We start from the raw sequence: 13,137 nt of genomic DNA on the forward strand, positions 1-13,137 counted from the left end.
AACGTTCACCCGCCCGCGATGACGAGCCGCGCTCATACCGGGCATACTCCTGCACGTGCAGCGCCGTTACCCCTTCCTCGATCATCCCGGCCCGCTCGCCTTCGCCCACCGGGGCGGGGCGGCCGAGGGCCGGGAGAACACCCATGCCGCCTTCGCGCGCGCCGTGGAGCTCGGCTACACCTACCTGGAGACCGATGCGCACGCCACCTCCGACGGGGTGCTGCTGGCCTTCCACGACCACACCCTCGACCGGGTGACCGACCGGCGCGGCCGGATCGCCGAACTGCCCTACCGCGTGGTGCGCGAGGCGCGGATCGGCGGCGTGGAGGAGATCCCGCTCATGGACGACCTGCTGGGCTCCTGGCCGCAGGCGCGCTTCAACATCGACGTCAAGGAGGCCTCGGCCATCGCGCCGCTGGCCGAGGCGGTCAGGCGGACCAACTCCTACGACCGGATCTGCCTCACCTCCTTCTCCGACGAGCGGCTGACCCGCGCCCGCGCCGCGATCGGCCGTGAGGTCTGCTCCTCGCTCGGGCCGCGCGGCGTCGCGGCCCTGCGGGCCGCCGCCACCACCTCCGGCTACGGCCGCCTGCTCACCCGCCTGGCCCGCGCCGGGGTGCCGTGCGCGCAGGTGCCGCTGGGCTTCCGCGGCCTGCGGGTCACCACGGCCTCCCTGGTCCGTACGGCACACGCCCTCGGCATGCAGATCCACGTGTGGACCATCAACGACACCCGGCTGATGGGGCGCCTGCTCGACCTCGGCGTGGACGGCGTGATGACCGACAACATCTCCGGCCTCCGCGAGGTTCTGGAGGCGCGCGGCCAGTGGCACCCCGGCCGGCTCGCCGCGTGAGCCGTACCCCCGAGAAATCCCCCCAGTGAACCGAGGATCGCCCATGACCGCCGAACAGGTCGTCGAGGACTCCCCCCAGACCCGCCGCCGTGAACAGCGCGGCTGGTACTTCTACGACTGGGCGAACTCCGCCTTCCCCACCACCGTCATGACGGTCTTCCTCGGCCCGTACCTGACGACGATCGCCGAGACCGCCGCCCAGGGCCGCCCGTATGTGGACGTGCTCTGGTTCGACGTACGGCCCAGCGCCTACTACTCCTTCGTGGTGGGCACCGCGGCCATCCTGCAGATCATCCTGATGCCCGTCGCCGGAGCCCTGGCCGACCACACCGGCCGCAAGAAGGAGCTCATGGGCCTGTTCGCCTACCTGGGCGCCGGGGCCACGATGTGCTTCTGGTTCCTGTCCGACGGGCGCTACCTGCTGGGCGGCGCGCTGTTCGTGACAGCCAGCACCGCGTTCGCGTCCGCGTTCGTCATCTACAACTCGTTCCTGCCGGAGATCTCCACGCCGGACGAGCGCAACAGGGTCTCCGCCCAGGGCTGGGGCTTCGGCTATCTCGGCGGCGGCCTGCTGCTGGCCGTCAACCTCGCGCTCTTCCTCGGCCACGAGTCCTTCGGCGTGACCGAGGGCCAGGCCGTACGCATCGCCCTGTCCTCGGCCGGTCTGTGGTGGGCCGGGTTCACGATCATCCCGCTGCTGCGGCTGCGCAACCGGCGCGCGCTCGCCTCGGGCTCCGAGAGCGCCGGGCAGGCCGTGGCCGGCTCCTTCCGTCAGCTCGGCCGTACGATCGTGGAGCTGCGCCGCTACCCGCTGACCCTGGGCTTCCTGGTCGCCTACCTGATCTACAACGACGGCGTGCAGACCGTCATCTCCTTCTCGGCCACCTACGCCGACAAGGAGCTCGAACTGGGCCAGAGCGTGCAGATCGGGGCGATCCTGATGGTGCAGTTCGTCGCCTTCGGCGGCGCCCTGCTGCTGGGCCGCCTGGCCGCCTCCTACGGGGCCAAACGCGTCGTGATGAGCGCGCTGGTCGGCTGGACGGTCGTGGTGGGGGTGGCCTACTTCCTGCCCAAGGGCTCGGCGCCGGCGTTCTTCGCGCTCGGCTTCGCCATCGCGATCGTGATGGGCGGCACCCAGGCCCTGTCGCGCTCGCTGTTCTCGCACGTGATCCCGGCGGGCAAGGAGGCGGAATATTACAGCCTGTACGAGATCAGCGACAAGGGCTCGACGTTCCTCGGCTCCTTCACCCTCGCCCTGGCGCTCCAGCTGACCGACAGCTACCGCCTGGGCATCATCTCACTGGTGATCTTCTTCGTGGTCGGTTTCGTCCTGCTGGCCGCCGTCAACCTGCCCAAGGCCATCCGGGCCGCCGGAAACGAGGTGCCGGACCGCGTCTGAGAACGTCTCCGAAAGGGCTCTGTCGCAGACCGGGTCAAGAACGCGCGATTGGATCACCCCATGTGTGGGAATCCACACACGGTATCAAGCGTTGTACGCCGTGGGAGACGAACCCCTCACGACGGGGCCCTCAGGAGGCATTCAGACATGGGCGAGCGTGCGCTACGCGGTACCCGGCTCGGGGCGACCAGCTACGAGAACGACCGCAACACCGATCTGGCCCCGCGCCAGGAGGTGTCCTACACCTGCCCGAAGGGCCATCGATTCGACGTTCCGCTCGCCGCTGAGGCCGAGATCCCGGCGACCTGGGAGTGTCGCATGTGCGGCGCGACCGCCATCCGGGTCGACGGCGAGCTGCCGGAGGCCAAGAAGGCCAAGCCCCCGCGGACACACTGGGACATGCTGCTGGAGCGCCGCACGATCGAGGACCTGGAGGAAGTGCTCAACGAGCGCTTGGCGATCCTACGCGCCCAGCGCCGCAAGAGCGCCTGACCGGCTCGGGAGACCCCCGGCCCCGACAGGGGGCCGGGGGTCTCCTCCGTTCCCGGGCACGTGTGAAGGCCACCGGGGTTCCGGGAAGTGGCCCAGCGGATCGCCCCCTTATCGGCTCTTAAAGTCGGTCCACAGCTCCTCTAGAGTCCTGCCATGACGACGGAGACCGGCACCGATGACACGATGAACCCGACAGCCGCACAGCGAGCGGCGACGCTCCGGACACTGCACGTACCGGGCGCCCCCTTGGTGCTGCCCAACGTCTGGGACGCCGCGTCGGCCCGCACCGTCGAGGCGGCCGGGTTCCCGGCGCTCGCCACCGGCAGTGCCGCGGTCGCCTCCGCACTCGGCTACGACGACGGACAGGCCGCGCCGGTCGAGGAGATGCTGGCCGCGGTCGGCCGGATCGTCCGGGTGGCCGGCGTCCCCGTCACCGCCGACCTGGAGCGCGGCTACGGGCTGGAGCCGGCGGAGCTGGTGGAACGGCTCGCCGCCACCGGCGCGGCCGGCTGCAACCTGGAGGACTCCGACCCCCGCACGGGTGAGATGATCGACGCCGGTGAGCAGGCCGCCTTCCTGGCGGCGGTCCGCGCCGCGGCCACCGAGGCGGGCACCGACCTGGTGATCAACGCCCGGGTCGACATCTACCTGCACGGCGAGGGGACCCCCGCCGAGAGGCTCGCCGAGTCCGTCCGGCGCGGCCGCCGCTACCTGCGGGCCGGCGCCGACTGCGTCTACCCGATCTTCGCCTCCGGGGCCGACGAGATCCGGGCGCTGGCCGAGGGGATCGACGGCCCGATCAACATCCTGTTCCGTGCCGGAACTCCGTCACTCGGGGAACTGGCCGCGAGCGGAGTGGCCCGCGTGAGCTTCGGCCCCGGCCTGCACCGGGCCGTACAGGCCCACACCGCCCGGATGGCCGCGGCGATCCGGGCCGGGCGGAGCCCGTACCCGCCGGAGGACCCCACCCGCTGAGGCGCGCCGCGGCGCAGCTCCCCGCGCCCTCCAGGGCCGTACGGACGTTGCGGCATGAGGGAGACATCCGGCATGATCGGATTCATGATCTACGGAAAGGGCGTCCTGCGCCCCAGCCGGTGAAGGCCGGCCCCGGGAAGCCGGGCCAAGGTCCCGTCGACGACCGGCCCGCCTTCCCGCCCCACACGATCGCGATGTCCGCACTCCACGGTCCAGGCCCGTGGCCGGACGCCGGGTTCCGGCTCCCGCCGACTCCGTTTTCACGAGGAGAGGCATGACCGGCGCGAACGGCAGGGCCGAAAAGCTCCGGGCGCGGCAGGAGGAGGCACACCGCCGGCACGCGCTGCGGCGGGAGGCCGAGGCACGTGCCCGCGCACGCCTGCCGATACGCGCCACACCGCCGGAGCACGTGGTCCTGCGCCTGGGCCCCACCAACTCGGGAAAGACCCACGACGGGCTCGAGTTCCTTCTCGCCCAGGCCGGGCACGGCCTGAAGGGGACCTATGCCGCGCCCCTGCGGATGCTCGCCAGGCAGGCGTACGAGCGGCTGCGAGAGCGCGTCCGGCCCGAACGGCTCGGCCTCGTCACCGGTGAGGAACGGATCAACCCGGAGGCCGACATCCTCTGCTGCACCGCCGAGTCGGCCCGCACCTCCGGCGACGTGCTCGTGATCGACGAAGCCCACTGGCTCGCCGGGAGCAGATCCGCCGGCTCGTCGCCGGTGAGGTGGAGGTGATCGTCACCACCGACGTGATCGGGCACGGAGTCAACCTGCCGCTCCGCGCGGTGGCCTTCGCCGAGACCGGCAAGTTCGACGGCGGGCGGCGCCGCCCCCTGCGGTTGTGGGAGGCGGCCCAGATCGCCGGGCGAGCCGGACGCCGGGGCCACGGCGCGGGCGACGGCCTGGTGGCCGTCTACAGGAGCGGCGTCTGCGGTTTCTCCCCCGACGCCGATCTCGTGCGCGCCGCCGTACACGTCGCGAACGGCGCTCCCTCCGATCTTCTGCTCGCCCGGGCCCGTCTCCGCCCCGCCTGGCACGACCTCGGAGATCCCAGGCCGGGAGAGATCCCGCACGCGCTCAACGGCTGGTACCAGGCCGCCCGCGACGAGCGGCCCTTCCACTCCTGGCTGGACCCCGCACCCGTCGACTCCCTGCTGGAGATGTGGCAGGTGGCCCGTGCCTCCGCCGGTGTGAGAGGAGCGGTGGACGCGGCCTGGCCCGGCGACGGGCTGACGGTGTGGCGGCTCATGAACCTTCCCCTGGACCCCGGCGGGGCCTTCGGCAGGATCGCTTCAGCCGTGCTGAACGGCGGCTCGCTGCGGGCGTTGACGCTGCCGGAGCCGGCGGTCTCCCGCCTGGACCTCGAAGACGCGGAACGGTACGCCGCCACCATGCGCGATCTGCGCACGGCGGCACAGTCGTTCGGAGCCATCGGCGGCGTGGACCCGGCGGAGACCGCCGCCGGTGAGGAGGCCGCGTCCGCCCGCATCGTCGACCTGGTCGCCGGGCGCGGGCCGCTGGTGAAGGCGCCGGCGTGCCTGTCGTGCGGCGCATCGTGCGCCCCCTGGTTCGAACGGTGTGACGGCTGTCACGGTGGCCGCGCCGGGCGACGCCGGCCCGTGTCCCTCCGGGACGCGGGCCGCGGGGCCGTGCGAGGATCATCCGAGGGGGACTGACATGCGAATAGTCATCGCGGGTGGACACGGGAAGATCGCTCTACGGCTGGAGCGGCTGCTCGCCGGACGTGGCGACGAGCCGGCCGGGCTGATCCGCAGGCCCGAGCACGAGCCGGACATCCGGGCGGCCGGGGCCCGGGCCGTCCTGTGCGATCTGGAGAAGGCCTCGGTGGAGGAGGTGGCCGCTCACCTGGCGGGGGCCGACGCGGTGGTGTTCGCCGCCGGAGCGGGGCCGAACAGCGGCGCGGCCCGCAAGGACACCGTCGACCGCGGAGCCTCGGTCCTGCTGGCCGACGCGGCCGAGCGCGCCGGGGTCCGCCGCTTCGTCCAGATCTCGTCCATGGGTGCCGGCAAGCCGCCGGAGCCGGGCGGCGACGAGGTCTGGGCGGCCTACATCACGGCCAAGACCGAGGCGGAGAACGACCTGCGCGGCCGCGACCTGGACTGGACGATACTCCGCCCCGGAGCGCTGACCGACGTTCCCGGAACGGCTCTGGTCACCCTCTCGGATCCGCCGCTGCCCCCTGGCCAGGTGCCTCGCGACGACGTCGCCACGGTGATCGCCGCGCTGCTGGACACCCCCGCCGGCCACCGCCGCACCCTGGAGCTCATCGGCGGCGACACCCCCGTCGAGGCGGCTGTCCGGGCCCTGAACTCGTAGGCACGGGGATAGCAGGCGGATTCCTCCCGCTCGTCACCGTGCTCGGAACGGCTCGGAACAGGGCGTGACGGCGCGGAACGGAACGGGGCATGACGGCGCGGGCTCTTGCGGACGGGTGCCGGCCGCGAGAGGGGGCGCAGCCGTCCGTGTGGCGGGCGTCCAATAAAATACCCTGATGCGCGATCTTGGTGAGGACCCGCGACCGGCCCGTGGCGCGGTCCGGGAGGTCTACGACGTGGCCCGGGCGGCGACCATCGACTACTCCCCCGACCTGGACGGGTTCGCCGATCCCGGCGAGATCGTCTGGGCCTGGGTCCCCTATGAGGAGGATCCGGACCGGGGCAAGGACCGGCCTCTGCTGGTGGTCGGCCGTCACGGGCGACGACTGCTGGCGATGATGCTGTCCAGCCGCGGCGGTGGCGGCGACCCCCGCGAGTGGCTGGAGATCGGCCCCGGACGCTGGGACCAGGACAACCGGGTCTCCTACCTGCGGCTGGACCGGATCTTTGAGCTCGACGAGGACGACATCCGGCGTGAGGGCTCGGTCCTGGACCGCGAGCGGTTCACCCGCGTCGCCACCGTCCTGAGAGGCGTTCACGGCTGGGCCGCCGACGGGTAGCGGACCGGGAACGGCCCGCTAGGGCCTCCCGGTGTCGGCGATGATCTGGAAGGCCGCGCCCGACCCGCCGGCGGCCGACTCGACCGCGGCCTGCGCCTCGGTGACGAGGTCTCCGGCGGCGTAGACACCGGGCACGCTGGTGTGGAAGGAGTCATCGACCTCCACGTAGCCGTCCTCGTCCGTCGCCAGGCCCAGGCGTTCGGCAAGGTGGGCGATCAGCGGCACGGGTCGCTGGTCGAGCTGCCAGAGCAGGGTCTGCCGGTCGATGACCGTGCCGTCGGCCAGTTCGACCGCGCGCAGGTCCCCGCCGATGTGGTGCAGCCTGCGGATCTTCCCCTCGACGACCTCCCCACCCCACTCGCCCGCCGGCGTGGCGCCGTCCGTCAGGACGATCACGTCGTCGCTCCAGGCGGAGAACCCGGCGACGGCGGTCGCGGCGAACTCCGGGTCGCCGGTCACCACGCCCCAGGTGCGGTCGCGGTTCTCCCAGCCCAGGCAGAACGGGCAGCGGATGACCGTCTTGCCCCAGCACGCGCCGAACCCCTCGATCTCGGGATGGACGTCGACCATGCCCGCGGTGAGCAGCACCCGCCGGGCCCACATCGGAGGGCCGTCCTCGGCGGTGACGGTGAACCCGACCTCGGGATCGGGGGTCACGTCGGTGCCGGTGACCTCGTGCAGCTCGGCCATGCCGTACTTCTTCAGGTCGTCCCAGGCGCGGCGGCGGTATTCGCCGGGGCTCACCCCGTCGAGGCCGACGATGCCGTGCATCTCCTCGGCGAAGGCGTTGCGGGGCGGGCGCGCGGAGTCCAGGACCACCACCCGGCGCAGGGACCGGCTGAGCGCCATCGCCGCCGTCAGCCCGGCCGGCCCGCCACCGATGATCGCCACGTCGAAATGCTGCATGACGGCCTCCTTCCGCTGGTGACCGGCCCTCCGCCGGCGACCGGCCGCTCAGAGCTGATCACCAGCCACAAGTCCGATCCGTGTTGTCGCCGGAAAGCCGTACTCCGGAGACAACACGGCATGCCAAGAGGATGCCCGCTGGCGGACACGCCAGTCGCGGCCGGCCGGACCGCGCGCACCGAATACCGGGTGGAGCGCAGCCGATCAAGCCGGCATGCCGGCGTTTCACGGACGGCAGAAGGCTCATCCACGTCTCCGAACCTCTCTCCGGGCACCCGCGCCGGGGCGGTGAGCCGGCGCGCGGGCGGCGGCGGCGCCCCCTCCCCGGACCGGGACGCGGTGCGCGTGGCCTCTGGCCGTCAAGGTCCGCCGGGAGGACGGTCCCGGGGCCGCGCATCGGTGAAATCACCGGTCCCGCGGCGGCCGGGCGGGCGGCGGCGCAGGCCACGGGGCCGCCGCGGACGAGCGCCCCCGCCGCCTACGCCGCGCCCTTCACGGCCCCCGCCGCGCAGGTCGCGGCGAACCCGTACGAGCGCGGCCCCAACCTCACCGTCTCCAGCATCGAGGCCGTCCGGGGCCCGTTCGCCATCGCGGAGACCGACGTCTCGTCACTGCGTGTGACCGGCTTCGGCGGAGGAACGATCTACTATCCGACCGGCACCGGCGAGGGGACGTTCGGGGCCGTCGCCATCGCCCCCGGCTACACCGCCGACAAGTCCAGCATGGCCTGGCTCGCGCCCCGGATCGCCTCCCAGGGCTTCGTCGTCTTCAACTTGAAGCGCTCCCCACGACTGAAGTCGGGGGATTCCAGCCAGCTCGGGCTCCGTCTGCACGATGGCCTGAGCCGCTGTTGCTTGGCGGTTCGCCTTCCGGCCCACGCGGTTGCGTGGTTTGCGCGCCGAGAACGACACGATCGCCCCGGTGGCCTCGCACTCGAAGCCGTTCTACAACAGCCTGCCGTCCTCGCTGGACAAGGCCTACCTGGAGCTCGACGGCGCCGGCCACCTCGCGCCCCCGCCGCCGGCGCGCTCCGGGGACGGCTCCCGGGCGCGGACGGTCACGGCAGCAGCCGGTAGAAGCGCCAGAACCCGAAGTCGCTGATCGGCAGGACCTCGACCGCGCGGAAGCCCGCCTCGACCGCGTAGCGGCGCAGGGTGGCGGGGCGCATCACGGTGCCGGTGCCGGCGGAGGGCTGGTGGGACATACCGTCGGGCAGGCAGATGAGCAGGCTGAAGCCGTACAGCAGCCGCTCGGTGTCGTCGGCGGGCGCGGTGAGTGAGACGGCGGTGGCCTCGTCCATGACGACGACCGTCCCCCCTGGCCTGAGCGCCCGCCGTATCCGGGTGAGCGTGTCCACCGGCTGGGGCATGTCGTGGATGCACTCGAAGGCGAAGACCGCGTCGTAGGTGTTCCCGGCGAGCGCGTGCGCGTCGCCGTGGCGGAAGGCGACGTCGGCTCCGGCCCGGCCCGCGTTGCGCACGGCCAGCTCGACCGAGGGGCCGTCGATGTCGATCCCCTCGACGACCGCCTGCGGGTAGGCCCTGGCCAGGGCGATGGTGGACCAGCCGCCGCCGCAGCCGACGTCGGCGACGCGGACGCCGGGACGGCGCAGCAGCGCGTCGAGGTCGGGCACCCCGGCAAGGGCGTCCGGCAGCGCCTGCTCGAACCAGGGCCGGTTCATCTCGGCCTGGGACTCCCGCACGTCCGGCCCGAAGGCGGCCCAGCCGACGCCGCCGCCGTCCCGGTATGCCTCCAGCAGGGCGGGCGTCTGCGCGGCGGCTCCGGCGATCATCCGGGCCAGCGGCGCGAGGTAGGCGAGGCTGGACTCGTCGGTCAGCACCTCCGCGGCGCCTTCCGGCAGGGTGAAGCGGCCGTCCTCGCCGACCGTCAGGATGCCGCAGGCGGCCTGCTGCTCCAGCCACTCCCGGGCGTATCGCTCGTGGCCGCCGGCGCGGGCGGTCAGCTCGGCGGCGGTGGCCGGTCCGTGCCCGGCGAGTGCCCGGTACCAGCCCAGCCGGTCCCCCAGGTGCACCGAGAGCACCTCAAAGGCGCCCAGCGCGGATCGGAGCAGCCGCTCGGCGAACTCCTCCGTGGTCTGCGACGTCTGCGTGGTCTGCGTCGTCATGGCGTCTCCGTTCGGTCGCCGCCGTCCGGCACCGGCGACGGAGGGTCGGCTGCCGATCCGCCGTCACGCCACTGCCCGATCACGACCTCCTCGGCCTGATCGACAACAGCGATGGAGGTAATAAGGTTTACGGCCTATGTTCAGGAACGTAAAGCGTTGTGACCTTAAATCCGTTGTGTGGGTTCTTGCCCTGAGTATTTCAGCTTCGCTGCTGGTCGGCGGCAGTGCCTTGCTGAGCGGTCACCTCGCACCGGTCCCCGATGGACCGATATCCCTCCCCGACAGGGCCGCGCCGCCCGCGGCCCCCCTGCCCGAGGTCTCGGTGACGCCCACCCCGCCGCCGGAGCCGACGGCGGCGCCCGAGGCCGAGCAGACGTTCCTGCTCGCCAACGGGCGGCGGCAACCGCCGAAGATGGCGGTGCCGAAGTCGGCGGGCGGCCGTTACACGGTCGTCCCCGGCGGCGCCCGGCCTCCCGCGGGCCGCACGGGCAAGGTGATCCGGTATCTGGTCGAGGTCGAGCGCGGCCTGCCGTTCGAGGGACGCGCGTTCGCCGACGAGGTGCACCGCATCCTCAACGACCGGCGGAGCTGGGGGTTCCGGTTCCAGCGGGTGGAGCGCGGCCCGGTGAAGATCAGGGTGTCGCTGTCCAGCCCCGCGATGACGGACCGGCGGTGCCATCCGCTGATCACCTTCGGCACGCTTTCGTGCTGGAACGACGGGCGCGCGGTCATCAACGCGGTGCGGTGGAACACGGGCGTGCGCGGTTACGGCCGCGACGTCGCCTCCTACCGGGAGTACGTCATCAACCACGAGGTCGGCCACGGCCTCGGCCACGGCCACCAGCCGTGCCCGGGACCGGGCAGGCGGGCCCCCGTGATGCTCCAGCAGACCAAGTCGCTGTACGGCTGCCGCCCCAACGCCTGGCCGTCGCCCCGGCGCTGAGGGGTTCGGCCCGGGAGCGGCGAACCGCTTGGCACGGTGCGCCCGGTGCCCGGCGTCGCGCTCGGCGCGGTGGCCGGCTTCGGCAGGCCCCGTGGACCGCGCCGGGTCCGCTCCGCCTCGGGGGCATCCGGCCGGTGGCGTCCTGGACGGCGGACGCCCGCGCCACGCGGCCTCAGGCGTTCTCCCCCATGCTGCGCTCGTGCCAGTTCGCCAGCTCCACGAGCAGGCCGTCGGCGGCTCCGCCGAACATCTCCCCCAGCACCTGGGGGCTGTCGACGATGACGACGCTGTCGAGCAGGCCGGCGCGGAGCTTGGCCGCCCGCGAGTCGCCGGCGCCGTCGGGGTCGAAGGCGGTCGCGGCGAGGAACAGGCCGCCCACGCCCGTGGACGTCGCCGCGTCGCGGGCCCCGGTGCCGGTCACGCCGGAGGCGTCGTCGGGGACGACCGGCAGGACGGGCTGGCCGTCGCGGACGAGGAGCGTCAGCGGCCGGGCCGGCGCGGTCTCCGGGAGGCCGCCCTCCGGCAGACGGGTCTCGCCGGTGACGAGGCGCGCCCGGTCGCCGGGGTAGCCCCACGGCCGGCCCCTGGCCTGGTCTTCCGCTCCGGCTCGGGTGAACAGGCCGCCGTCGGCGTCCAGCACGATGTCGCCCGGCCGCCACTGCTCGCCCTCGATCGGGCTGTGCTGCGCGTCGCTCATGAACGGCACGTTACCCATCAGCTCCGACAAATGACCTCCGCCCGGAGCCCCGGCTCCCTCCTGGGGAGCCGGCCACGGGCATGATGCGGGCTTCTCACAGGGATACATCCTGGGGCGTTCCCCGGACGGGCCGGTTCTGCCGCTCGACGTACCGGCGGAGCTCCGCGACGGGGGCGCCGGCGAGGCTCCCGGCGAAGTAGGAGCCCGACCAGAGGCGGCTGGCCCGGTAGTAGTGCGCGGCGAGTTCGGGGAATTCCCCGCGCATCCGCCGGGAGGAAACGCCCTTGAGGCTGTTGACGAGCTTGGACAGGGCGACCTTGGGCGGGAAGTTCACCAGCAGGTGGACGTGGCCGCCGGCCCCGTCGAACTCGCGGAGCTCGGCTCCGAAGTCGGCGCACACGTCCCGCATGATCTCCTCCATGCGCGCCAGATGCCGGTCGGCGAACACGTCGTGCCGATATTTCGTCACGAAGACCAAATGGGCATGCAGGACGAAAACACAATGTCTACCAGTCCTGATGTCTTCATCTTCGGGCATAAACCAATGATAAAATCAGAGGATGCGGCCCCGTCACAACTTCCGCCTCCACCCATCGGGCCGGCCCCGAACGCCGGCCGGGGTGTTCGGGGCGCACGGACGGTGTCCGACGACGGGCGGCGCGTGCTGCAGGGGCCCGCGAGAGCGATCGGCCATGGGTTCCCGGACGGCGGGTCGTCCGAGCGGGCCGTCGAGGTGGGAAAACCTGGAGCGGGCATGGGCGGGTGTGGAGCACGGGCGGGACCCGTCCCGGCATCCCGCGAGGGAGCGGTGACACCCGAAGCCGCGCCCGGCGGACGGGAATCACCGTCCTCCGGGACGGCGAGGGTGTCAACGTACGGCATGCGGAACCGACGAGAGGAACTTTTCCCATGACATACGACGGTGACTACGGTGTGCCCGGCTCGCTGGCGAAGGTCCTCGCCGACGTCTCCGCCGAGCGGGCGGCCCAGGACGCCATGTGGGGCATCCAGGACCTCCCCGACGGCACCGGCCAGGAGCGGACGGCGGCCGCCGAGGAGGCCAAGAACGACGTGGCCGAGGCGGCGCGGGAGGGCCGGCTCACCTGGCGGCACATCCTGCGGGAGGAGGTGCTCGAGGCCTTCGCCGAGGACGACCCCGACGCCCTGCGGACCGAGCTGGTCCAGGTGGCGGCCGTCGCCGCCAAGTGGGCCCAGGCGCTCGACCGGCGCGGGGACTCCCTCCCCCACCAGGTGAAGAAGGCGCGCTTCCGCGCCATCGTCGACGTCCACATCGTCTTCGTCCGCGACGGCGCCGTGCTCCTGGCCCGCCGGGCCGGCACCGGATACGCCGACGGCCTGTGGCACCTGCCCAGCGGCCACCTGGAGGAGGGCGAGTCGGTGGTCGCCGCCGCGGCCCGCGAGGCCCGCGAGGAGGTGGGCGCCGTCATCGAGCCGGACGACCTCACCTTCGTCCACGCCATGCACCGGGCCCCCGAGCGGGTCGGGCTCTTCTTCGCCGCCGAGCGCTGGAGCGGCGAGCCGTACAACGCCGAACCCGACAAGTGCAGCGAGATCGCCTGGCATCCGCTGGAGGCGCTGCCCGACGACACCGTCGGCTACCCGGCGGCGGCCCTGCGCGCCATCGCGGCCGGCCGGACCTTCGCCCTGCACAAGTGGGACTGATCACCGGCGTGCGCCGTCCCCGTGTCCCGCTCCGGGCGGCCCACCTGGAGTTCTCACATATCACCACCCCCTATGGTTAGGCAGGGCACCAATCCCGAGACCGAGGG

At 72.7% G+C, this 13,137-nt stretch carries 15 protein-coding genes and 1 pseudogene; 12 read left to right on the forward strand and 4 right to left on the reverse strand.

The window, feature by feature from the left end:
• Nucleotides 1-55 precede the first annotated feature (55 nt).
• The 8 genes from BM085_RS36105 to BM085_RS36140 all read left to right on the forward strand — a co-directional run bounded on the left by BM085_RS36105 (nt 56) and on the right by BM085_RS36140 (nt 6,676).
• Nucleotides 56-853, forward strand: coding sequence for a glycerophosphodiester phosphodiesterase family protein (locus BM085_RS36105; RefSeq protein WP_093891273.1), 798 nt, complete (start codon nt 56-58; stop codon nt 851-853).
• A 43-nt stretch (nt 854-896) separates the two neighbouring features.
• On the forward strand, nt 897-2,252 hold the full coding sequence (locus tag BM085_RS36110) for an MFS transporter (RefSeq protein ID WP_093891274.1): 1,356 nt from the start codon (nt 897-899) through the stop codon (nt 2,250-2,252).
• A 147-nt stretch (nt 2,253-2,399) separates the two neighbouring features.
• Complete coding sequence (locus BM085_RS36115) at nt 2,400-2,744, forward strand: RNA polymerase-binding protein RbpA (protein ID WP_012892001.1); 345 nt, start codon at nt 2,400-2,402, stop codon at nt 2,742-2,744.
• A gap of 153 nt (nt 2,745-2,897) precedes the next feature.
• Entirely contained in the window at nt 2,898-3,719 is an 822-nt protein-coding gene (locus BM085_RS36120; protein ID WP_093891275.1) for an isocitrate lyase/PEP mutase family protein, read from the forward strand.
• A gap of 274 nt (nt 3,720-3,993) precedes the next feature.
• The gene (locus BM085_RS36125) at nt 3,994-4,455 is read left to right on the forward strand and encodes a DEAD/DEAH box helicase (RefSeq protein WP_093891276.1); all 462 of its coding nucleotides are present in this window, start codon (nt 3,994-3,996) and stop codon (nt 4,453-4,455) included.
• A complete protein-coding gene (locus tag BM085_RS36130) occupies nt 4,452-5,396 on the forward strand; it encodes a P-loop NTPase family protein (protein WP_143121214.1) in 945 nt (314 codons plus the stop codon). Before BM085_RS36125 ends, BM085_RS36130 begins: the two co-directional genes overlap by 4 nt.
• A gap of 1 nt (nt 5,397) precedes the next feature.
• Nucleotides 5,398-6,057, forward strand: a complete 660-nt coding sequence (locus BM085_RS36135; protein WP_093891278.1) for an SDR family oxidoreductase — start codon at nt 5,398-5,400, stop codon at nt 6,055-6,057.
• Between the two features lie 175 nt (nt 6,058-6,232).
• A complete protein-coding gene (locus tag BM085_RS36140) occupies nt 6,233-6,676 on the forward strand; it encodes a type II toxin-antitoxin system PemK/MazF family toxin (protein ID WP_093891279.1) in 444 nt (147 codons plus the stop codon).
• A gap of 18 nt (nt 6,677-6,694) precedes the next feature.
• On the opposite strand, the gene BM085_RS36145 is transcribed toward BM085_RS36140, so the two are convergent.
• Complete coding sequence (locus BM085_RS36145; RefSeq protein ID WP_093891280.1) at nt 6,695-7,582, reverse strand: NAD(P)/FAD-dependent oxidoreductase; 888 nt, start codon at nt 7,580-7,582, stop codon at nt 6,695-6,697.
• Between the two features lie 131 nt (nt 7,583-7,713).
• Between BM085_RS36145 and BM085_RS47700 the strand changes: the two are divergent.
• Together BM085_RS47700 and BM085_RS47705 are read left to right on the forward strand one after the other, a co-directional pair.
• A pseudogene (locus BM085_RS47700) lies at nt 7,714-8,328 on the forward strand (poly(ethylene terephthalate) hydrolase family protein); the annotation flags it as partial.
• 175 nt (nt 8,329-8,503) lie between these two features.
• A complete protein-coding gene (locus BM085_RS47705; RefSeq protein WP_483883306.1) occupies nt 8,504-8,683 on the forward strand; it encodes a hypothetical protein in 180 nt (59 codons plus the stop codon).
• Here the strand turns inward: BM085_RS47705 and BM085_RS36155 are convergent.
• Nucleotides 8,640-9,707: a class I SAM-dependent methyltransferase gene (locus BM085_RS36155; RefSeq protein ID WP_093891282.1), complete on the reverse strand. Its 1,068-nt coding sequence runs from the start codon at nt 9,705-9,707 to the stop codon at nt 8,640-8,642. The two genes, BM085_RS47705 and BM085_RS36155, sit on opposite strands and share 44 nt — an antisense overlap.
• A gap of 175 nt (nt 9,708-9,882) precedes the next feature.
• Here BM085_RS36155 and BM085_RS36160 point away from each other — a divergent pair, with 175 nt between their 5' ends.
• Entirely contained in the window at nt 9,883-10,650 is a 768-nt protein-coding gene (locus BM085_RS36160; protein ID WP_093891283.1) for a DUF3152 domain-containing protein, read from the forward strand.
• A 172-nt stretch (nt 10,651-10,822) separates the two neighbouring features.
• Here BM085_RS36160 and BM085_RS36165 read toward each other — a convergent pair whose 3' ends face one another.
• The gene (locus tag BM085_RS36165; RefSeq protein WP_143121215.1) at nt 10,823-11,347 is read right to left on the reverse strand and encodes a hypothetical protein; all 525 of its coding nucleotides are present in this window, start codon (nt 11,345-11,347) and stop codon (nt 10,823-10,825) included.
• Between the two features lie 94 nt (nt 11,348-11,441).
• On the reverse strand, nt 11,442-11,885 hold the full coding sequence (gene tnpA, locus BM085_RS36170; protein WP_093891285.1) for an IS200/IS605 family transposase: 444 nt from the start codon (nt 11,883-11,885) through the stop codon (nt 11,442-11,444).
• A gap of 371 nt (nt 11,886-12,256) precedes the next feature.
• Between tnpA and BM085_RS47260 the strand changes: the two genes are divergently transcribed.
• Complete coding sequence (locus tag BM085_RS47260; protein ID WP_342742928.1) at nt 12,257-13,030, forward strand: NUDIX hydrolase; 774 nt, start codon at nt 12,257-12,259, stop codon at nt 13,028-13,030.
• The last annotated feature ends 107 nt before the right edge of the window (nt 13,031-13,137 follow it).

The sequence above is a fragment of the Streptosporangium canum genome (assembly GCF_900113865.1).
Lineage (GTDB): Bacteria > Actinomycetota > Actinomycetes > Streptosporangiales > Streptosporangiaceae > Streptosporangium > Streptosporangium canum.

Coding starts and splice junctions, on each gene's coding strand:
- BM085_RS36110 (WP_093891274.1), top strand. CDS start 897: ATGACCGCCGAACAGGTCGTCGAGGACTCCCCCCAGACCCGCCGCCGT.
- BM085_RS36115 (WP_012892001.1), top strand. CDS start 2,400: ATGGGCGAGCGTGCGCTACGCGGTACCCGGCTCGGGGCGACCAGCTAC.
- BM085_RS36120 (WP_093891275.1), top strand. CDS start 2,898: ATGACGACGGAGACCGGCACCGATGACACGATGAACCCGACAGCCGCA.
- BM085_RS36125 (WP_093891276.1), top strand. CDS start 3,994: ATGACCGGCGCGAACGGCAGGGCCGAAAAGCTCCGGGCGCGGCAGGAG.
- BM085_RS36135 (WP_093891278.1), top strand. CDS start 5,398: ATGCGAATAGTCATCGCGGGTGGACACGGGAAGATCGCTCTACGGCTG.
- BM085_RS36140 (WP_093891279.1), top strand. CDS start 6,233: ATGCGCGATCTTGGTGAGGACCCGCGACCGGCCCGTGGCGCGGTCCGG.
- BM085_RS36145 (WP_093891280.1), bottom strand. CDS start 7,582: ATGCAGCATTTCGACGTGGCGATCATCGGTGGCGGGCCGGCCGGGCTG.
- BM085_RS36155 (WP_093891282.1), bottom strand. CDS start 9,707: ATGACGACGCAGACCACGCAGACGTCGCAGACCACGGAGGAGTTCGCC.
- BM085_RS36165 (WP_143121215.1), bottom strand. CDS start 11,347: ATGAGCGACGCGCAGCACAGCCCGATCGAGGGCGAGCAGTGGCGGCCG.
- tnpA (WP_093891285.1), bottom strand. CDS start 11,885: ATGCCCGAAGATGAAGACATCAGGACTGGTAGACATTGTGTTTTCGTC.
- BM085_RS47260 (WP_342742928.1), top strand. CDS start 12,257: ATGACATACGACGGTGACTACGGTGTGCCCGGCTCGCTGGCGAAGGTC.